15 protein-coding genes are annotated in these 19,903 nt (G+C 70.1%); 2 read left to right on the top strand and 13 right to left on the bottom strand.

The window, feature by feature from the left end; all coding sequences use genetic code 11:
* From VF697_RS38395 to tilS, 11 genes are all read right to left on the bottom strand, one after another.
* Positions 1–308: acyl-CoA dehydrogenase family protein (locus VF697_RS38395; protein ID WP_331102963.1), on the bottom strand; the 308-nt coding region annotated here is incomplete at its 3' end.
* A gap of 8 nt (positions 309–316) precedes the next feature.
* Positions 317–5,656 (bottom strand): trifunctional serine/threonine-protein kinase/ATP-binding protein/sensor histidine kinase, encoded by a 5,340-nt coding sequence (locus VF697_RS38390; RefSeq protein ID WP_331102961.1) that lies wholly within the window; start codon positions 5,654–5,656, stop codon positions 317–319.
* A 207-nt stretch (positions 5,657–5,863) separates the two neighbouring features.
* On the bottom strand, positions 5,864–7,060 hold the full coding sequence (locus VF697_RS38385) for an alpha/beta hydrolase-fold protein (protein ID WP_331102959.1): 1,197 nt from the start codon (positions 7,058–7,060) through the stop codon (positions 5,864–5,866).
* 108 nt (positions 7,061–7,168) lie between these two features.
* Positions 7,169–7,654 carry a tRNA (adenosine(37)-N6)-threonylcarbamoyltransferase complex ATPase subunit type 1 TsaE gene (gene tsaE / locus VF697_RS38380; RefSeq protein WP_331102957.1) on the bottom strand — a complete coding sequence of 162 codons (486 nt, stop codon included), beginning with the start codon at positions 7,652–7,654 and terminating at the stop codon, positions 7,169–7,171.
* Positions 7,651–9,180, bottom strand: coding sequence for an NAD(P)H-hydrate dehydratase (locus VF697_RS38375; RefSeq protein ID WP_331102956.1), 1,530 nt, complete (start codon positions 9,178–9,180; stop codon positions 7,651–7,653). Before VF697_RS38375 ends, tsaE begins: the two co-directional genes overlap by 4 nt.
* Before the next feature lie 3 nt (positions 9,181–9,183).
* Positions 9,184–9,561: a holo-ACP synthase gene (gene acpS / locus VF697_RS38370; protein ID WP_331102955.1), complete on the bottom strand. Its 378-nt coding sequence runs from the start codon at positions 9,559–9,561 to the stop codon at positions 9,184–9,186.
* A 6-nt stretch (positions 9,562–9,567) separates the two neighbouring features.
* Entirely contained in the window at positions 9,568–10,293 is a 726-nt protein-coding gene (locus VF697_RS38365; RefSeq protein ID WP_331102954.1) for a pyridoxine 5'-phosphate synthase, read from the bottom strand.
* A gap of 90 nt (positions 10,294–10,383) precedes the next feature.
* On the bottom strand, positions 10,384–11,778 hold the full coding sequence (gene glmM / locus VF697_RS38360; protein WP_331102951.1) for a phosphoglucosamine mutase: 1,395 nt from the start codon (positions 11,776–11,778) through the stop codon (positions 10,384–10,386).
* Positions 11,779–11,969: 191 nt separating this feature from the next.
* A complete protein-coding gene (gene folP / locus VF697_RS38355; protein WP_331102949.1) occupies positions 11,970–13,220 on the bottom strand; it encodes a dihydropteroate synthase in 1,251 nt (416 codons plus the stop codon).
* A gap of 92 nt (positions 13,221–13,312) precedes the next feature.
* Positions 13,313–15,232, bottom strand: coding sequence for an ATP-dependent zinc metalloprotease FtsH (ftsH, locus tag VF697_RS38350; RefSeq protein ID WP_331102947.1), 1,920 nt, complete (start codon positions 15,230–15,232; stop codon positions 13,313–13,315).
* A gap of 180 nt (positions 15,233–15,412) precedes the next feature.
* Complete coding sequence (gene tilS, locus VF697_RS38345) at positions 15,413–16,783, bottom strand: tRNA lysidine(34) synthetase TilS (protein ID WP_331102945.1); 1,371 nt, start codon at positions 16,781–16,783, stop codon at positions 15,413–15,415.
* Between the two features lie 439 nt (positions 16,784–17,222).
* Here tilS and VF697_RS38340 point away from each other — a divergent pair, with 439 nt between their 5' ends.
* A complete protein-coding gene (locus VF697_RS38340; protein WP_331102943.1) occupies positions 17,223–17,435 on the top strand; it encodes a TIGR04563 family protein in 213 nt (70 codons plus the stop codon).
* 5 nt (positions 17,436–17,440) lie between these two features.
* On the top strand, positions 17,441–17,671 hold the full coding sequence (locus VF697_RS38335; protein WP_331102941.1) for a TIGR04563 family protein: 231 nt from the start codon (positions 17,441–17,443) through the stop codon (positions 17,669–17,671).
* Between the two features lie 24 nt (positions 17,672–17,695).
* On the opposite strand, the gene VF697_RS38330 is transcribed toward VF697_RS38335, so the two are convergent.
* Positions 17,696–18,535 (bottom strand): 5'-nucleotidase, encoded by an 840-nt coding sequence (locus VF697_RS38330; protein ID WP_331102939.1) that lies wholly within the window; start codon positions 18,533–18,535, stop codon positions 17,696–17,698.
* On the bottom strand, positions 18,535–19,903 hold a 1,369-nt coding region (locus VF697_RS38325), incomplete at its 5' end, for a TonB-dependent receptor (protein ID WP_331102937.1). The genes VF697_RS38325 and VF697_RS38330, both read right to left, overlap by 1 nt.

Genomic DNA, 19,903 nt, shown 5'->3' with positions numbered 1-19,903 from the left:
GACTCGGGCAGCCAGGCCGAGCACATGGCCGTGAGGGCGCCGATCATCACGCACCAGCCCGTCGAGCCATCCGCCCGCGCGAGCAGCTCGATGGCCTCGATCATGAGGGCGGGATGGAGCTCGAGGCCGCCGTGGGCCTCGGGGATGGCCATGCGGAAGAGCCCGGCCTCGGCCAGCTCGCGGGCGAGATCGGCCGGCAGCCGGCGGGCGGTTTCGATCTCCTCGGAGCGGGCGGCCACCCTGGGGGCGAACTGTCGGACGGAGGCGAGCACCGGGTGCTCTCCGGAGGACTTCAGGGCGAGGGCCATGGGGGGCGTCATGCGGAGATGGTACGGGGAGTGGCTCCAGGTCCGCCACTCACGGCGTCGGTTGCCTCCGCGAGGGGCAGCTCGAGGGTGGCCGTGGCTCCCTTGCCTGGCCCCTCGCTCTCCAGGGCGAGGCTGCCGCCCAGCAGCTTCGCCGCCAGGGCGCTGGAGTGCAGGCCCAGGCCGTGCCCGTCCTCGCGAGTGGTGAAGCCCTGGGAGAAGAGCCGCTCGCGGATCTCCGGCGCGATGCCCATGCCGTTGTCCACCACCTGGATGAGGGCCGTGTGGCCTTGCGCCGCGAGCCTCACGTGCAGGCGCCGCTGCGACTCGGGCAGCGTGCTCATGGCGTTCTTGGCGTTGCTCAGGAGGTTGACGAGGATCTGCAGCGCCTTGTGCTTGTCCAGGCGCACCTTGGGAAGCGGGGTGAGCTCCCGGGTGACGGTGATGCCGTGGCGCCGGAGGGAGGGCAGCTGGATGCTCAGCGCGTCGGTGACGAGCTGGGACAGCTCGCACTCCTCGGTGATGAGGGTGCTGTGGGTATAGGTTTGCTGGACCTGGACGATGGCGCGGATGTGCTCGATGTGCTTGCCCATGTCCCCCATGGTCTCCTGGAGCGCCTTCTGCTCGCGCAGCAGCTCGTCACCGAGCACGGAGAGGTAGACCGGGAGCTGGGTGCCGCGCGAATCGTGGGTGAGGAAGTCCGCCAGATCCTCGTGGTGCTCCTCGAGCAGGGCGGTGACCTGCTTGAGCCGGCCGACGCGCGAGGCATTCACCGTCTCGCTCATCGTCTGGAGGTTGATGACGGCGCTGGTGAGGACGTTGCCGACGTTGTGGAGCACGTTGGCGGCCACCTCGGCCATGCCGGCCGCGCGCGCGGAATCCACCGAGTGGGCCTGGGCCTGCTTGAGCTCGCGCGTGCGCTCCTCCACGCGCTTCTCCAGCTCGTCATTGGCCCCTCGCAGCGCCGCCTCCGCGCGCTGGACGTCGGCGTAGAGGCGGGCGTTCTCGATGGAGATGGCGGCCTGGGCGGCGAGGTGCCCGAGCAGCGCGAGGCGTGAGGGGGAGAAGGCGTTGGTGGCGAGGCTGTTCTCCAGGTACAGCACGCCGCGGAACTCCTCCTGGCGCAGCAGGGGCAGGCAGAGCACGGAGCGGGCGCGGCCGTGCGCGAGCCAGGGATCGGACGAGAAGGCGTGGGGATGGGAGGCGTCGCCGATGAGCACATGCTCGCGGGTGCGCTTGACGTAGGAGATGAGGGTCCAGGGCAGCCGGGCCTCGTCCGTGTCGGTGGAGTCCTCCAGCGACCTGCCCACGCAGGCGACCACCGAGAGCGCGTCTCCGCGAGGCAGCAACAGGGCACCGCGCTGGGCCCCGACGTTCTCGATGGCGGTGTGGAGCAGCGTGGCCGCCAGTCGCTCGAGGACGATCTCCCCGGAGATGGCCTGCTGGGCCTTGATGAGGGTGAGCGTGTCGAGCTGGCTGGTGCTCGTATCCGTGACGGTCTCCTCGGCCGACAGCGAGGAGGCCAGGTGCGGCCACAGGGAGTCCAGGTGCTTGACCTTGCCGAGCGCACCCCAGCGCAGCCAGGCCTCGCGGGCCTTGAGGGCATAGGCGTCCGCGGGCGTCGGCAGCTTCCGCTCGTACCAGAAGCGGGCGGCGAGCTCGCAGGCCAGGGCGGCGTACTGGATGAAGCCGTGGTCCCGGGCTGACTGGTGGGCCTCCTCGTAGGCGCGCAGGGCCTCCCCCTCCCTGTCCGTGAGGCGGGCCAGCTCCGCGAAGACCATCCGCTCGGGGGCGCGGAAGGTCGCGGGCTGGTGGCTGGCCCACTCGGCGAGCTGTTGCTGGTGCTGGCGCAGCGCCTCCAGGTTCCGCGGCTGCTCCTCGGGGGTCATCCCCCGGTGGCAGGCGGCCAGGGTCAGGGCCTGGAAGAGGTGGAAGTCCAGCAGCTGGATCTGCCCGAGCATGGCCCAGGCCAGCTCGGCGGCCCGGGCCCCCGCCTCGCGCGCCTCGGCGTAGGCGCCGCTCAGGAAGCGCGCCTCCAGCTTGAGGGTCCAATACCAGCCCCGCATGCTGCTCATGCGGGCCGGAGTCAGCCCGGCCTCGAAGGTCTTCTCGTCGAAGTCCTCCCCCGTCAGCGAGCCGAACGAGGAGGTGGAGACGCCGCGCAACTGCTGCACGAAGCGCTGGACGTAGTGGATGATGACCTGCACGTCCGGGAAGCTCACCTTGCGCATGAAGGCGAGGCGGGCGACGGACTCCTGGTAGACCTCCTCCAGGTCGTGTCCCAGCGTGAGCCGGAGCTGGACGATGTGGCTGCTGCAGAAGCTCGCGGTCTGGAGATCACTGCCCTGGAGCGCGTGATGGAAGCCCTTGCGGGCGAGCTCCAGGGGATTGTCGAGCGGCTGGGTCCAGTTGTTGATGACCTCCTGGATGTAGAGGATCCGGCCGCGGATGGCGGAGAGGTCGTAGCGCTCGACGACGCTCCAGGCGAGCTGGCCGAAGGCATGGCCCTCCCGGTAACGCTTGAAGGCGGGGCCCAGCACCACGCCGTACCAGGCATACCCCGGCGCGGACGAGGCGGTGTTGCCGTGGCGGATGCTCAGGGAGACCATCCGGCACAGGTTGAGGAAGAGCAGGTGGGGGTTGGTGAAGTAGGCCGGCGCGAACAGGGCGGAGAGCACGCTCATCACCGCCTCCATGTCCGGGTCCGTCATGCGAGGCAGCTCGATGAGGCTCTCGATGGGGCGATCCCCCAGCAGGGCCCACACCTCCTCGTTGGCCGTCATGACCTCGTCCCAGGAGGGCTTGAGGGACATGGGCAGTCCCATCTGGGCCAGACACTCCACGAGGCAGGCGATGGCCGCGTGGATCTCACTGGCGGCGACGTGGAGGGCGCTCTTCAAGCGGTAGACGGCCGCCGTCTCCGTGCGGGTGCGGGCCCGGGGCCGGAGCTCCTCCACCAGCCGGCGCGCCTCGGTGGCGTTGCCGCTCATCTGCTCACAGAAGGCCCGGTCGAGCTGAATCCTGAAGGCCAGCGCGGGGTCGACCTCCCAGGGGTCTCCCGGGAGGAGCTGGAAGGCGATGGTGAGGTAGGCGACGGCCGAGCGGAACGCGGTGGAGGCCTTGGCCTTGCGTCCGGCCTCGGCGTTCAGGCGCGCCACCCGCAGCCGCTCCTCGGCGTCGTGGATCAGCTCCGCCCCGGCGTTGAGCTGGCTCACGACGTCGAAGAGCTTCTCGTGGACCACGTCCGTCGACAGGCTCGCCAGCAGCAGCCGGCCGATGCGCAGGTGGACGGACTTGCGCTCCTCCTCGGGGATGAGGGCGTGGGCCGCTTGCTGGATGCGGTCGTGGAGGAAGCGGTACTGCTCCCCCGCCCCGGCCCGCATCAGCAGGCCCTCCTGGAGCGCGGGCTCCAGGCCGTGCTCCACCGAGGAGGACTCCCGGTTCTGGGCCAGGAGGCTGAGCATGTGGAGCGGGAAGACGTTGCCCACACAGGCCGCGAGCCGCAGCAGGTGCTGCGTGTCAGGGGGGAGCTGGCGCAGCTTGCCGGCCATGAAGTCGACGACGTTGTCCGAGTAGCCCCGGGCGCGGATGGCCTCGGCGTCCCAGCGCCAGGGGCCCTCGGGCGTGCGGACCAGGAGCCCGTCCTGGTGGAGCGTCTGCATGAACTGCAGCAGGAAGAAGGGGTTGCCTCCCGTCTTCTCGCGCGCCAGGGCCGAGAGGGGCTCGACGACCGTGGGCCCCGCTCCCGGGAGCGCGTCGGCGACGAGCGCGCGCACCTCCTTGAGATTCAGCGGCTCGAGCTGGAGCTCGCTCATCCGCGCACCGGCCTTGCGCAGCCCCTCCAGCGTATGCGCCAGCAGGTGGGTGGGGCCGACCTCGTTGTCGCGGTAGGCGCCGATGAGCAGGACCGGAGGCGTCTCCGGGTGGGTGAGCAGGTGGTGGATGAGCTGGAGGCTGGCGAGATCCGCCCACTGGAGGTCATCCAGGAAGACGACGAGCGGGTGCTCGGGCGTGGCGAACACGCCGAGGAACTTGCGGAAGACGCGGTTGAAGCGGTGCGAGGTCTCGGAGGGAGGCAGCTCCTGGACCGGGGCCTGCTTGCCGACGACGAGCTCGAGCTGGGGCACCACGTCCACGAGGACCTGGCCCTGCCCTTCCCAGGCTTCATTCAGGTGCTGGCTCCAGCGGGCCAGCTCTTCATCGGTGCTCGCGAGGAGCTGTTGCGTGAGGCCGCGGATGGCCTGGGCCAGCGTGGTGTAGGGAATGTCCCGCTGGAACTGATCGAACTTGCCGCTGAGGAAGAAGCCCCGCTGGCGCACCACGGGCTTGTACAGCTCGTGGACCACGGCGGATTTGCCGATGCCGGAGTAGCCGCGGACGAGGATCAGCTCGGACCGGCCGACCTGGGCCACGCGCTCGAAGCCCTGGCGCAAGGCCGTGGCCTCGGCGCTCCGTCCATAGAGACGTTGGGGGAGCTGGAAGCGGGTGGGATGGTCATGCACGCCGAGGGGAAAGTCCTCGTGCACGCCCCGCAGCAGGTTGTGCCGGCACCGCTCGAGGTCCGCCTTGAGCCCGTCGGCGCTCTGGTAGCGCTCCTCGGCGACCTTGGCCAGCAGCTTGAGGACGATGGCGGAGAGGACGGGAGGCAGGTCCGGCACCCGCTCCAGCGGTGGCTGGGGCGCCTGGGCCATGTGGGCGTGGAACCACTCGAGCGCGTCACGGCCGTGAAAAGGACGGCTGCCCGTCAGCAGCTCGTAGAGGGTGACGCCCAGCGAGTAGAGGTCGGTGCGGTAGTCCACCGAGCGGTTCATGCGCCCGGTCTGCTCGGGAGACATGTAGGCCAGGGTGCCTTCGATGAGCGAGCCGGGAGCGGCCTCCACGTGCTCGACGAGCTGGAGGGTGGCGGTACCGAAGTCGATGAGGCGGGCGTCACCTGACGGGGTGACGATGATGTTGGAGGGCTTGATGTCCTTGTGGATGACGCCGCGGCGGTGGAGCTCAGCCAGGGTGGACGCCAGGGAGAGGGTCAGCTCCAGGGCTCGGAGCACCTCGAAGGGGCGGCCGGCGAGCTCGGAGAGGGTCTCGCCCTCCACCTCTTCCAGGAGGAGCATCGGGCGATCCTGAAGCCGCTCACAGGCGTGGACGCGGGTGACGCCGCGCACGTCGTGCAGACGCTGGAGGATGCCGAACTCCCGGTGGTAGCGCTCGATGTCCCGTGGGCCCATGGCGGAGGCGACGGGCGTCTTGAGGATGAGGGGCAGGCCGTCGGCGTCACGCACCGCGTGGAAGATCAGGTTGGCGCCGGTGGCCTTGATGGCCCCTCGAAGGGTGTAGCCGGGGATGTGCAACATGCCGTGGTGGACCAACGCGGACCCGATGCGAAAGGAGGGTCGAGGGGGCGGGTGAGGCGACCGCCTCGCATCTTCGCAGCAAGCGGGCTTGCGTGCAGGCTCGGCCCCCTTCAGGGATGGCGCCTGAAGCCGGGCACGCAGGTCGAGCGGGCTCTTCTGTACAGGGTCAGCGTCATCATCCGCCCAGGCTGGACGACGACGCCCTGCTCACGGCGCTGGATACAGGTAGCGCAGCACGTCGCCAAAGCGCGTGGCCCACGCGGCCTCGTTGTGCGCGGCACCGCTGACCTCCACGTACCTCAGGTCACTCGTCCAGCCCTTGGTCACGAGGGCCTCGCGGAGCGTCTTGGCTTCGGCGATGGCGTTCGCGCCCTCGTTGGTGCCCATGTCCACCCACAGCTGGAGTGGCGGCTTCGCCTCGAGCGCCTCCACCCTCTTCACGATGTCCTTGTTGGCCCACCACACGGAGGGCGACATGACGCCGAGCCGGGTGAACGTCCCCGGGTACTCGAGCCCGAGGTACAGCGACACGAGCCCGCCAAGCGACGAGCCCGCGAGCCCGGTGTCCGCGGCTCCGGGCCGGGTGCGGTAGCGAGCGTCGATCATCGGCTTGAGCTCCTCGACGAGGAAGCGGCCGTAGGCGTCCGCGTTGCCGCCCTGCTTGCGATCAGGGTCTGGCACGGGCGTGTACTCGGAGGTGCGGTCCGCGGTGTTGGAGACGCCCACGATGATGAGGGGCTCCACCTTGCCCGCCTGGATGAGTTCCTCGGCGGTCTCGTCCACCCGCCACTCGCCGGAGTTGGCGGTGGAGGCGTCCATCAGGTTCTGCCCGTCGTGCATGTAGAGCACCGGGTAGCGGCGCTCGGGGTTGTCGAAGTAGTCGGGCGGCAGGTAGACGATGACGTCGCGCGAGCGGGAGAGGAACGCGGAGGACACGCCACGGTGGTACCGGAGGATGCCGGTCAGGCCGCGACCCTGCGGGGGCCCCTTGCTCGGTGCGCCCCAGCGCGCCACGGTGGCGGTCACCGTCATGTCTCCCTCGACGCGGAAGGTGTGCCGGGCCATCGGCGAGCCCTCGGCGGAGACCTCGGGAATCCAGACGTCGCCCTGCCAGAGCTCATAGGAGACGTCCGCGGCCAGTGCCATGCGGAGCATTCCCGTGTAGTGCCCATCCGGCTGGCGGCGGAGCCTGAGGCCCCGGGCCGTATCACTCCCGAGTGCCAGGTCCGAGCCCACCACGGTGATGACGGCATTGGCCGGAGTGTCGGCGGGGACCGTCACGTCGAAGGTGACGGAGGCATGGGGTTGCTCCTGGGGAGCGGGCTCGATGGCGCCGCAGCCGGCCAGCACCGCGCCGGCGAGCGGGACGAGCAGAAGCCACTTCGCTGCGAGGGAGAGGGTCATGGGCCCGGAGGATAGACCCGGGGCGCACCTCCTCGGTCAGCGAGCGACGGAACGCCGCTCACCCCCAAACTCGTCCTCCTGGAGAGAGGGCGTCGCGGTGTTGGCCACTCAGCTTTCCGTGGGCAGCCACGCCTCGAGCAGCTCCGCCGGCCGCGTGCCCCAGGCCTCGGCCACGAGCTCGCGCGACTCCTCGCCCGTGTCCCGCAGGGTGAGGCACAGGAACTCACGAGGCGCGGCTGCCGGAATCCTGTCCAGCCACTCCACCAGCACCGCGCCGTCTCCCCCCACCAGGTCCAGGAAGCCCGTGGCGTAGAGCTCGTCGTAGTCGGCGAGCCGGTAGAGGTCCGCGTGGTACAGCGGCAGCCGGCCCCGGTACGGGTAGACGATGGCGAAGGTGGGACTGGCCACCTCCGAGCGCGACACGCCCGCGCCCTCGGCCACGCCGCGCACCAGGTGCGTCTTGCCCGCGCCCAGGTCCCCCACCAGCCCGACGAAGTCCCCCGGCTGGAGGAGCTGCCCGAGCCGCACGCCCCACCGGTGCGTCTCCTCGGGAGAGCCCGACACCACCGTGCGGCTCAGCGTGGGCGCGCTCATCGGTTCCACCGCGTCCACACGTTGCACATCCCCTTGGCCACGTCCGTGGCGATGAGCCCCAACCTGCCGCGCTTCGCCACCATCAGGTCCGCCGAGAGGCCGTGCGCGTACACCGCCGTCCAGGCGGCCACGGGGAGCTTCAGGCCCTGTCCCAGCAGCGCGCCCAGGACGCCGCTGAGCACGTCTCCCATGCCCCCGGTGGCCATGCCCGGGTTGCCCGTGGGGTTGACGTACACGGTGCCGTCCCCGTGCGCGATGAGCGTCCGCGCGCCCTTGAGCACCAGCGTTACGCCGTGCGTGCGCGCGAAGTCCCGAGCCACTTCCACACGCGCCCTCTGGAGGTCCTTGGTGGGCACGCCCGTGAGCCGCGCCATCTCGCCCGGGTGCGGGGTGAGCACCAGGGGCCCCTTCGCCCGGCGGAGCACGTCCAGATCCTCGGCCACGGCGTTGAGCGCGTCCGCGTCCAGCACGGCGGGGACATTCACCCGCGAGAGCAGCTCGCCCAGCAGCTTCGTCGTCTCCTCGCCCCGGGGGAGGCCCGGACCGATGACGAGCACGTCCTTCTTCTCCGCCGCTTCCAGCAGGGGCTCCAGGTCCGCCATGCCGAGCGGCCCGCGGTTCTCCAGCGGCCAGCCCATCGCCTCGGGCACATGGCCGAGCACCGACTCCACCACCTCGGAGCGGGTGGCCACGGTGACGAGCCCCACGCCGGCACGCAGCGCGCCCAGGGCGGACATGGCCGCCGCGCCGGACTTGCCGTGGCTGCCGGCCACCACCAGCACGTGCCCGTAGGTGCCCTTGTGCGTGTCCGAGCGGCGCGGAGCGAGGGCCTCGCGCGCATCGGCCTCCTCGACGAGGAACATCTCCGCGCCCGCCTGGGGCTCGACGGCCTCGTTGGGAATCCCGATGTCCACGCACCGCACCTCGCCGCACAGCGTGGCGCCGGGCTCCAGCACCTGCCCCTGCTTGAGGAAGCCGAAGGTCAGGGTGAGGTCCGCCTCGACGCAGGGCGTGAAGGGCTCGCCGGTGTCCGTGTGCAGCCCCGAGGGGAGGTCCGCGGCCACCACCTTCGCCCCCGCCGCGCGCCAGCGGAGCATGTGCTGGATGGCCTCGGCGAACTCGCCCGCCGGAGCCCGGGTGAGCCCCGTGCCGAAGACGGCGTCCACCACCACGTCCCCGGCCCTGGCCTCCAGCGCGCCGGGCGGCTGGGGTTGAATCCCAAAGGGCCCCAGCGCATGCAGGTTGCGCTTGGACTCGGGCGTCAGCTTCGCCCTGTCCCCCACCAGCACCAGCGTCACGCGCAGGCCCTGGGCGAGGAGGAAGCGCGCCGCCACCAGCCCATCTCCCCCGTTGTTTCCCGGCCCGCACACCACCACGTACCGCCCGCCGGGAGCGCCCAGCTCGCGCGCCGCGTCCGCCAGGAACCGGCCGGCGTTCTCCATCAACAGCGGGGACGGCATGCCGAAACGGGTCTCGGCGGCCAGATCGGCCGCGCGCATCCTCGCGGCGGTGAGGGCACGGCGCATGGCTCAGCTCCTTTCCTGCAGGACGACCGTCGCGGCGGCGACCCCCGCGTCATGGGTGAGGGCGAGGAAGGCCTCCGCCCGTCGCTTCTCCATCTCCGCGAGCGCCACGCCCGAGAGGCGGAAGTGGGGTGCACCGCCCTCGCGCACCACCTCCATGTCCTGCCAGGTGAGGCCCGGCGGCGCGCCCAGCGCCTTCACCAGTGCCTCCTTGGCGGCGAAGCGGGCCGCGTAGGCGCTCGCCGCGTCCGCCCGAGCGCTGCACAGGGCGCGCTCGGCCTTCGTGTACACCCGCTCCAGGAAGCGCTCGGCGCGCGGCCCGTCGAGGATGCGCTGGATGCGCGCCACCGAGCAGATGTCCATCCCCAGTCCGAGGAGTGCCATGGCGCCCTATCCCGGGTTGCGCATCAGCTCCAGCATCTCACGCACCGCGCGCTCGAAGCCCACCAGCACCGCCCGGCCGACGATGGAGTGCCCGATGTTCAGCTCGTCGATCTCCTGGATGCGAGCGATGGGCAGCACGTTGTCGTAGTTGAGCCCGTGGCCCGCGGCCACGCTCATGCCCAGCCGCGCCGCCGCCTTCGCCGCGTCGACGATGCGGCTCAGCTCCCGGGCCCGCTCGCGCTCGTTGCGCGCCTCGCAGTAGCGCCCGGTGTGCAGCTCGATCCGATCCGCGTTCACCTTGTGCGAGGCGCGCACCTGGTCCAGGTCCGGATCGATGAAGAGCGAGACGGTGATCTCCCCGTCCTTGAGGTTCTTGATGATCTTCGCGAGGGAGTCGCGCTGCCCGTTCACGTCGAGCCCGCCCTCGGTGGTGAGCTCCTCGCGCCGCTCGGGCACGAGCGTCACCACGTCCGGCTTGTGCTCGTAGGCGATCTTCACCATGTCCTGGGTGGCGGCCATCTCCAGGTTGAGGAGCGTCTGGACCGTCTCCCGGAGGATGCGCAGGTCGCGATCCTGGATGTGACGCCGATCCTCCCGGAGGTGGATGGTGATCTGCCCCGCGCCGGCCAGCTCGGCGAGCGCCGCCGCCGTCACCGGATCCGGATACGTGGTGCGCCGCGCCTGACGCAGCGTCGCCACGTGGTCCACATTCACACCCAGTCGCTGTCCCATCTCGGCCGCTCTCCTGAAAAGCACGGCGGGCCGGAGCATGGTGCGCTCCGACCCGCGAGGGCCCCTCTATTGGCGGCTAGCGACCGGAAGTCAACCGTTGAGCGCCTTGGAGAGCGCCTCGGCGATCTCCCGGGCGTACTGCTCGTTGCGCGCGGCGTCGGTGCCCTCGATGAGGACGCGGGCCTTGGGCTCGGTGCCGGAGAAGCGCACCAGCACCCGGCCCTCCTTGCCCAGCTTCTTCTCCACGTCCTGGATGGCCCGCATCACGGTGGGCAGCTCGCCCAGCTCGCGCTTCTGCTTGACCACCACGTTGACGAGCGTCTGGGGCACCGGCTCGAAGATGGAGGCCAGCTCGCTCACGGGCTTCTGCTGGCGGCACATGACGGCCAGGAGCTGGAGCGCGGCCAGGGTGCCATCGCCCGTGGTGCTCTGGTCCAGGAAGATGAGGTGGCCGCTCTGCTCGCCACCGATGTTGTAGCCGTTGCGGCGCATCTCCTCGACGACGTAGCGGTCGCCCACCTTGGTGCGCACCACCTTCACGCCCCAGCGCGCCACCGCCCGCTCCAGGCCGATGTTGCTCATCACCGTGGACACGAGCGTCTTCTTCTTGAGCTCCTTGCGGGTGACGAGCTCGCCGGTGCAGATGGCCATGATGGCGTCGCCATCCACGACCTTGCCCTTCTCATCCACGACGATGAGGCGGTCCGCGTCGCCGTCCAGCGCGATGCCCACGTGGGCCCCGTGCTTCACCACCGCGCGCGCGAGGTTCTCCGGGTAGAGCGCGCCGCACTTGTTGTTGATGTTCTTGCCGTCCGGCTGCACGCCGAGGGCAATCACCTTGGCGCCCAGCTCCTCGAGCACCGCGGGGGCCGTCTTGTAGGCGGCGCCGTTGGCGCAGTCGACGACGATGGTCATCCCCTCCAGCGTCAGCTCGCGGGGGAAGGTCGTCTTGAGGAACACGATGTAGCGGCCGCGCGCGTCCTCCAGGCGGAAGGCCCGGCCAATCTTGGTCGCGGTGGGGCGGATGGAATCGATGGCGCCGCTGGCCACCAGTTCCTCAATCTTCGCCTCGGTCTCGTCCGGCAGCTTGAAGCCGTCGCGCCAGAAGAACTTGATGCCGTTGTCCTGGTACGGGTTGTGGGAGGCGGAGATGACGGCGCCCGCGTCCGCGCGCATCGAGGTGGTGAGGTTGGCGATGCCCGGGGTGGGCAGCGGACCCACCAGGTCCACATCCACGCCCATGGAGATGATGCCGGCGGCCAGCGCCTGCTCGAGCATGTAGCCGGACAGTCGCGTATCCTTGCCGATGATGACGCGGTGCCGGTGAGGCCCGTTGCGAATGAGGTGCGCGAGCGCGCGACCGAGCTGCATCGCGACCTCCGCTGTCATGGGGTAGACGTTGGCAACGCCCCGAACGCCGTCCGTGCCGAACAGCCGCTGAGAGGCCCGCTCTTCCTTGGGGGGCATGTTCATCCTGTACGCCATAGTGTGCCGCTCCACCTTTCCCTGGCCGGCCGCGAAGCCGGACCGCCCACGCCGAGGGCTTATACCGTGCCCTCCACAGGCGCCGAAGCTATGGAGCATGAGGCCCCTGGACAAGCTTGCGGCCAGTCAGCCCGACCCACCCCATGGTGGGTCGGCTCGCCTCGCACATCCGCGCTGACGGAGGTGCGCCTTCACCCGCGCACCTTCCCCGACTGGTAGAGGGCCCCGCCCTCCTGTGCCGCACGCACCGCGTCAGCCACCGCGAGGGCATCCCGGACCTCGGCGACATCGTGCACGCGCACGAAGTCCGCGTCCCCAGCCGCGGCCATGACGGCCACCGAGCCCAGAGTAGCCGCCAGGCGCTCGTCCGCTGGCTTGCCCCCCGTGAGCCGTCCGAGAAAGGCCTTGCGGCTGGTGCCCACCAACAGGGGCCGCCCCAGCACGCGCAGCTCGCCCAGGCGCCGCAGGAGGAAGAGGTTGTGCCCGAGCGTCTTGCCGAAGCCGATGCCCGGGTCCACCAGCACACGCTCGCGCGGCACGCCAGCGGCCACCGCCTTCGCCACGCCCTCCTCCAGGAAGGCCAGTACCTCGTCCACCACGTCCTCGTAGTGGGGGTCCTTCTGCATCGTCTCCGGGGTGCCCTGGATGTGCATCAGGCAGCAGGCCGCGCCCGCCTCGGCGACCACGCGCGGCAGCTCCGCGTCGAAGTGGAAGCCGCTGATGTCGTTGATGAGCACCGCGCCGGCCTTCAGCGCCTCGCGGGCCACGGCCGCCTTGGTGGTGTCCACGGAGAGGGGCACGTCCGTACGGGCCCGGAGGCCCTCGAGGACGGGGAGGATGCGCGCCAGCTCCTCCTCGGCGGACACGGGGGGCGAGCCCGGCCGGGTGGACTCGCCGCCCACGTCCAGCACGTCCGCGCCCCCCTCGGCCAGCCGCAGCCCATGGGCCACGGCGGCCTCGGTGCCGAAGTACCGCCCGCCGTCGGAGAAGCTGTCCGGCGTCACGTTCACCACGCCCATGACATGGGTGCGCGCTCCGAAGGCGAAGGTGCGCCCGCCGAGCACCAGCGAGGCCGGCGGCAGCGAGGCCTCCAGCACCCGCGCCAGTGCCCCCGCCAGCTCGGCCAGCTCCGGCTGGCGCCTCGCCTCGGCCACCACCCGCTCGAACTGGTCCTTGCGGCCGGAGAGGAGCCCCGTGCCGGGCCGGGTGCGCTGGTCGCCCGCCACCCACGAGGGGTACTCCTCGTGCCCGGGAGCCTCGGAGGCCGCGAAGAGGCCGGCGAGGAAGCGTCCCTGCTCTCGCCCCAGCCCGGTGAGCAGCACGTGCAGGGCGGGCAGCTTCTCCAGGAGGTACTCGCGGGCGGGCGTGGGCAGCCCCATGCGGAGGAAGGCCGGCGCGAGGTCGGCGGGACGGTCGACGCGGACGGGGCGGGCGCGAAGCATGTCGAGGCGGCTCCGGGGGGACACGAAAAGCAGAAGGGCCCTCCCCACGTGAGTGGAGAGGGCCCGGGTTCTACACGGAAGCGAAGCTCAGGCTACGCCTTGTTCGGCTCCATGTTGGGGAGCCCGTCGAGCGCGTCGAGGATCTTCCGCTTGTCCTTCTTCTCGGTGGACTTGCTCGGCGGAGCCATCACGCGCGGCGGCGGACGCTCGCGGGTGAGCTGGCCACCCTGGAGGAGGATGTTGACGTCCTCGGCGTCCAGCGTCTCGTACTCCACCAGCGCATCGGCCACGCGCTTGAGGCCCTCGAGGTGCTCGGTCAGCAGCGCCTTGCCCTTCTCGTAGCAGCCCAGGACGATGGTGCGCACCTCGGCGTCGATCTGCCGCGCGGTGTCCTCGGAGTAGTCCTTGGCCGAGTTGAAGTCGCGGCCCAGGAACACCTCACCGTCGCTCTTGCCGAAGGCCAGGGGCCCCAGCTTCTCGCTCATGCCCCAGCGGCACACCATGGCGCGAGCCGTCTCGGTGGCGCGCTCGATGTCGTTGGAGGCTCCGGAGCTCATCTCGTTGTAGATGAGCTCCTCGGCGATGCGGCCGCCCATGGCCATGGTGATCTGGTCGAGGATCTGCTTCTTGTACCCGTTGACCTTGTCCTCGGTGGGCAGGCTCCAGGTGAGACCCAGGGCCTGACCGCGCGGGATGATGGTGACCTTGTGGAGCGGATCGCAGCCAGGCAGCAGCTTGGCGATGAGCGCGTGGCCGGCCTCGTGGACGGCGGTGTTCCGCTTCTCCTTCTCGGTCATGATCATGGACTTGCGCTCCGGGCCCATGAAGACCTTGTCCTTGGCCTGCTCGAAGTCGCTGGTGTCCACCCGCTCCTTGTTCTGACGGGCGGCCATGAGGGCCGACTCGTTGACCAGGTTCTCCAGGTCCGCGCCCGTCATGCCGGGCGTACCGCGAGCGATGGTCTCGAGATCCACTTCCGGAGCCAGCGGCACGCGGCGGGTGTGCACCTTGAGCACGCCCAGGCGGCCCTTCAGGTCGGGACGGGGCACCACGATGCGCCGGTCGAAGCGGCCCGGGCGCTGGAGCGCGGGGTCCAACACGTCCGGACGGTTGGTGGCGGCGATGAGGATGACGCCCTCGTTGGACTCGAAGCCGTCCATCTCCACCAGGAGCTGGTTGAGGGTCTGCTCACGCTCGTCGTGACCACCGCCGAGCCCCGCGCCACGGTGACGGCCCACGGCGTCGATCTCATCGATGAAGATGATGCAGGGGGCGTTCTTCTTGCCCTGCTCGAAGAGGTCGCGAACGCGGCTGGCGCCCACGCCGACGAACATCTCCACGAAGTCCGAGCCGGAGATGGAGAAGAAGGGCACGCCGGCCTCGCCGGCCACGGCGCGGGCGAGCAGCGTCTTACCGGTACCCGGAGGGCCCATCATCAGGACGCCCTTGGGGATGCGGCCACCCAGCTTGGTGAACTTCTTGGGGTCCTTGAGGAAGGCGACGATCTCCTCCAGCTCCTCCTTGCACTCGTCGGCGCCGGCCACGTCCGCGAACGTGATCTTGTTGGTGCTCTCGTTGAGCAGCCGCGCCTTGGACTTGCCGAAGGTCATCGCCTTGCCGCTCCCACCCTGGAGCTGGCGCATGAAGAAGATGAAGAAGAGGAACAGGAAGACGACCGGCATCCACTGGCCGAGGATGGTGAGCCAGAGGCTGTTCTGCTCCTCGCGCTCGTACTTCACGTCCACCTCGTTCTTGCGCAGCAAGTCGAGGATGGCCGCGTCGGCCTCGGGGCCGGTGGTGCGGAACTTCTCGTCCGAGTCGATGAAGACGCCGGAGTAGGTGTTCCCCTTGACCGAAACGGCCCGGACCTTGTGGTCGGTCACCTTGGCCAGGAACTGGGTGAAGGTGGGCTCCGAGACCTGGTCGTTGCCGGTGGAGAAGAAGTTATAGAAGGCGACGAAGAGGACGATCAGGATGACCCAAAGGCCGATGGTCTTGTAAGTCGAACGCACGTGTCAGCTGCCCTTTCGGTGCTCGGCGGGGATGAGGGCACGGGCGAAAATGCCAAGCAGTTTCGACCGTTTGTCACGACACCGGGTGTGTAACCCGTTTATCGGACGGTATCAGCAACAGCAAAAACGCCTCAACTATTTTGGGGGTTCCAACCCCAACCTCCCCCAGAGTGGTCGACTCTATAACGGGGAGGTACCGGGCGTGCTCGCGACCGGTGGGGTGGCCCACAGAAAGAGGCATACAGCGCCCGCGGATGTGTAATTCCAGACCCCTGGGACCCAGAGCACGCTCCCTTGGGCGTCCGTCACCACGGGCAACCCGTCGCGCCGCTCGGCGGGAATGCGCCGGTCCACCAGCACATCCTGCAATTTGCGCGAGCCCGCGGGCCCTCGCACCCGGTCCCCGGGCCGCCGCGTCCGCACCGTGAGGGGCCAGGGCGTGTCCCCCGCCAGCGCGAGGCCGAGGGTGCCCGGAGGAGGCGCCGCCCGCGCCACGGAGAAGCGCCAGCCCGTGCCCGCCTGGACACCCGAGGTCCCCTCCCCGGCCAGCACCAGCGTCGGGGACGGCTCGGCGGGGCCCGCGCGGCGCACACAGCGCACGCGTCCGCCCGAGGTGCGGAGCTGGAGTCCCCCACGCGCGTGGCCTCCTCTTAATGTGCGGGCCCGGCCCGTCTCCACGGCCTCCAGCGCCCGGGAGAGGGAGGCCTCATCCACGTCCGCGCCTGCCTCGGCCAGCAGGCGAGCCAGCACCCGACGGCGCATGGGCGGCTCCAGGGCGCGCACCCCCACGGCGTCCAGGCCGCCGTCCTCGAGCGCGAGCCGACGCCATGCCTCGTCCGCCAGCCCGCCCAGCAGGGCCTCGTCCTCGGCGGCCAGGCGGGCGAAGGTGGCCAGGTGCGGCCCCACGGGGAAGCCCGCGGCGCGCGACAGGGCCGGCAACGCCTCATGGCGGATGCGGGTGCGCAGGAAGGCCGGGTCCCTGTTCATCGGGTCCACGACAAAGGAGACGCCCTGCTCGGCGAGGAAGGCCTCCACCTCCTCGCGCGTGCGCTCGATGAGCGGGCGGACGAGGAAGGGGCGGGCCCGGTGGATGCCAGCTGCGCCTCTCAAGGCGGTGCCGCGCACCAACCGCATGAGGAGCGTCTCCGCCTGGTCCGAGGCCGTGTGCGCCGTGGCCACCACCTGGAGGCCCCGCTCCCGCCGCAGCGTCTCCAGCGCGGCATAGCGGGCCTCGCGAGCCCGGGCCTCCAGAGCGGAACCCGGTGACAGGTGCAACGGGCGTACATGACAGGGCAGCCCCCAGCGGGCGGCCAGCCGGGCAACCGCCTCCACCTCCTCCCGAGCCTCGGGCCGCAGACCGTGGTCCAGCGTGGCCACCTCCACCCTCAGCGACAGGCGCTCGGCCACCGCGGCCGTCCCCACCAGCAGCGCCGTCGAGTCCGCGCCCCCGGAAACGGCCAGCAGCACCGAGCCTCCCACCAGCCCGAAATGACGGTAGGCGCGCTCCAGGGTGGTCGACAACAGGACGCTGGCGGCGGGAGTGGACGGCATTGAACAGGGCAAGGAATCAGAATCTGGCGACTCGGGTTACACCGGATGCGGTCGGTTGAAGCTGCCGAAGACGATTCTTATGATCGTCCTGCAGGTCGCGAGGGTCGGGGAAAAGAGGGCGATGGGGAATGGAAGACGCGACCACGAGTGTTCTGAACGTAAATTTTTGACGGAGTTGGGCCTAGGGGTCCCCCCCCTCCCCCTCTGGGCCCACGGGGCCGCCGGGATATGTCCTGGCGGTCCTTCTTTCCGGATCGCCCCGGGTTCTCGACTGAGGACCCGGGGCGTTCCCTTTTGCGGGCTTTTTTCCCAGACGACGTCAGCCCGGGTGCATACGGTGCGGGAGCACTCCGAAACCGTTGACCCGTCAGGGCGTCTGTCGGATAACGGCCCCGGTGTGTTCAGGTCGTCACCTCGTATCCGCTCCGGAGACCCAGGTATGGCAGGCACCGACAAGCGCAAGCAGTCGCTCTACTTCCCCGAGGAGATGTTGAAGGAGATCCAGGAGGAGGCCAATCGCCAGGACCGTTCGCTCTCCTGGGTCGTCCAGCAGGCCTGGAAGATCGCTCGTGAGCGCATCAAGTCCTTCCCGGCAGTCAACGACGTCACGGGCGATGAACGGCAGGACCCCCGAGAAGAAGGGAGGTCCTAGGCCCCATGGCAGCCACCGATCATCGCAAACAGAGTCTCTACTTCCCCGAGGACATGTTGGAGGAGATCCAGCGTGAGGCGACGCGGCAGGATCGCTCGCTCTCGTGGATCGTCCAGCAGGCGTGGAAGGTGGCCCGCGCCGACCTCCGCAAGATGCCATCGCCCAACGACGTGTTCGGGCCGACGCCGACGCCGCTGGCGCAGCCTGACGGTCCGGGCGAGACCTCGCAGTCCTGACGGATGCGCCCCCCGCTGCCGGCCCTACTTCACCACGGGCCGGCCGGGGCGAGCGCAGTGGATGAAGACGACACGGCCTTCCTCCTTGAGGGCCTGGGCTTCGGTGGCGTGCTTCGCCCGCATCCAGGCCTCGGTGAGGTTGGTGTCCGTGGCCCTGCCCTCCTCCGTGCGCGCCGTGACCGGGTTGCGTGAGAGGTCCGAGGCCGCGTCCTTGAAGATGGCGCCGTAGTTGTCGCCTCCCTGGAGGAGGAAGTCGGACATGGCCACGCGGTAGCGGATGCTCGCATCCGCGCGCGGCGGCAGCGGCACCGTGCGCTCGTTCACCTTGAGCCCCACCACGCGCTGCCCCTTGGGGCGCTCGCAGTCCACCTGCACCGTGGTGCCCTCGGACACGTGCAGGAAGGCCCCGGTCGGCGAGACGATGGTCTGGCCCTCCCGCAACAGCCCCTCCGCCGAGTGCTCGAACATGTCCACGAGCTGCTGCTCGGTGAGGTCCACCGTCACCACGGCGTTCTCGAAGAGCAGCACCTCGTGCAACAGGCCGTTCTTGAGCGGGCCCTTGGGGAGCACGGTGCGGGTGACACACAGGCCCTCGGCGCGCAGGGCGCCCCCGTTGATGATGCCCAGCTCCGCGGGCGTCTTGGAGGAGTCCTCGGCGTGGCGGAAGGCGTCCGCGGCGAGCTGCCCGAGCACGTGGTTGTCGTGGCGGGTGTAGACCCTGTCGAGGAAGACGTCGTCGGCCAGGTAGCCGACGATGGACTCCGGATCGTCCACCAGGGGCTGGCAGGGATCATTGAACTGCAGGCAGCCGAAGCCCGGCGCGAGGACCACGGCGAGAAGAGCGGCGGAGAGCGTGCGGGACATCAATTGCGGGCCCTCAGGGTGAGGAAGGCGGAGACGCCCTCGCGCGGAACCAGGTTGGGCATGCGGTCCGGCCGGGGGACGTCATCGCGCATGTCGGAGTCGAAGACGTTCTGCACCACGACGGCCAGCTCGAAGTGGTCGCCGATGGGCTCGGTGCGCACCTGCGCGGTGATGAGGCTGTAGGCGGGAATCTTGTAGCGGCGGATGAGCTCCAGCACGGAGCGGGTGTTGTTGCGCCGCTCGGCGCCCGCGCGCACCACGAGGTCGAAGTTGATGAAGTCGCCGATGGGCATGGACACGCCGGCATTGAAGCGCGCCTGGGGCGTGTCGGTGAGGTACTTGTGGTTGGCGGTCAGCTCCGCGTCCTCGGCGCGGAAGAGGCTGGCGTTGACCCAGGCGGTGGCGCGCTTGGAGGCCTCCAGGCGGGCCTCGCCCTCGGCGCCGTAGACGCGCACGCCCAGCTCGCGGTTGCGCACCGGGACGATGTTGCCCGAGGTGTCCACGGACATGATGGGGTTGGAGAAGCTCTGGAAGAAGGCGTTGGCGCGCAGGCGCACGCGCGACTCGCCGGCGGTCTGGATGAGGTCCGCGCCGGCCTCGACGGTGTTCACCACGGCGGGCTGCAGGGCCGGGTTGCCCTCGAAGCGGCCCTGGTTGTAGTGGCTGTCGGGGATGGTCTCCACCAGCTCCTGGAGCGTGGGCGGACGGAAGGCGCGGCCGTAGAGCAGCTTGAGGACGAGCGAGTCCGTGGCGGAGAAGACGAGCCCCACGCGGGGGTTGACGGTGGACACCAGGTGGGTGCCGGTGAGGGTGTTGGTGGCGGTGTCCACCGACGGGAGCTGCATGGCGTCCACGCGCACGCCGAAGGTGAGCGTGAGCGGCTCCGCCACCGTCCACTGGTCCTGCGCGAAGAGGCCGAACGACAGGCGCCGCGAGGCCGCCCCGCCCGCGAGGTTGAGGATGTCCACCACCCCCTCGGGCGTGGTGAGCGAGGGCCGGCGGCGGTTGTCCAGGGTGTAGTTGGTCTGGTAGCCGTAGTCGCCCAGCATCTGCATCTCGGACACGACGCCCAGCGAGAGGCGGTTGCCCTCGAACAGGGTGATGTCCGAGTCGACGCTGGCCCCCAGCGAGCGCACGGTGACGCGGGTCTGCTCGAGCAGGCCCTCGGGGAAGAGCTGGTTGTCCTCGGGGCCGATGCGGAAGTTGTCCGGGCCGATCTGGAAGAGCCGGTCCGTCTGCTGCTGGTCGCCGTAGAGGCGCGCGCGCAGCCGGGCCCGGTCGCTCAGCTCGTGCTCGTAGGTGATGTCGCCGAGCAGCACCTGCCAGCCCAGGCGCGAGTCCTCGCCCACGGAGTCGAAGAGGCCCACC

Origin of the sequence: Archangium sp. (assembly GCF_036388035.1) — a bacterium.
Taxonomy (GTDB): domain Bacteria; phylum Myxococcota; class Myxococcia; order Myxococcales; family Myxococcaceae; genus Archangium.
Note: the sequence above shows the minus strand (reverse complement) of the source record. Positions and strands in the feature narration are given on the sequence as shown.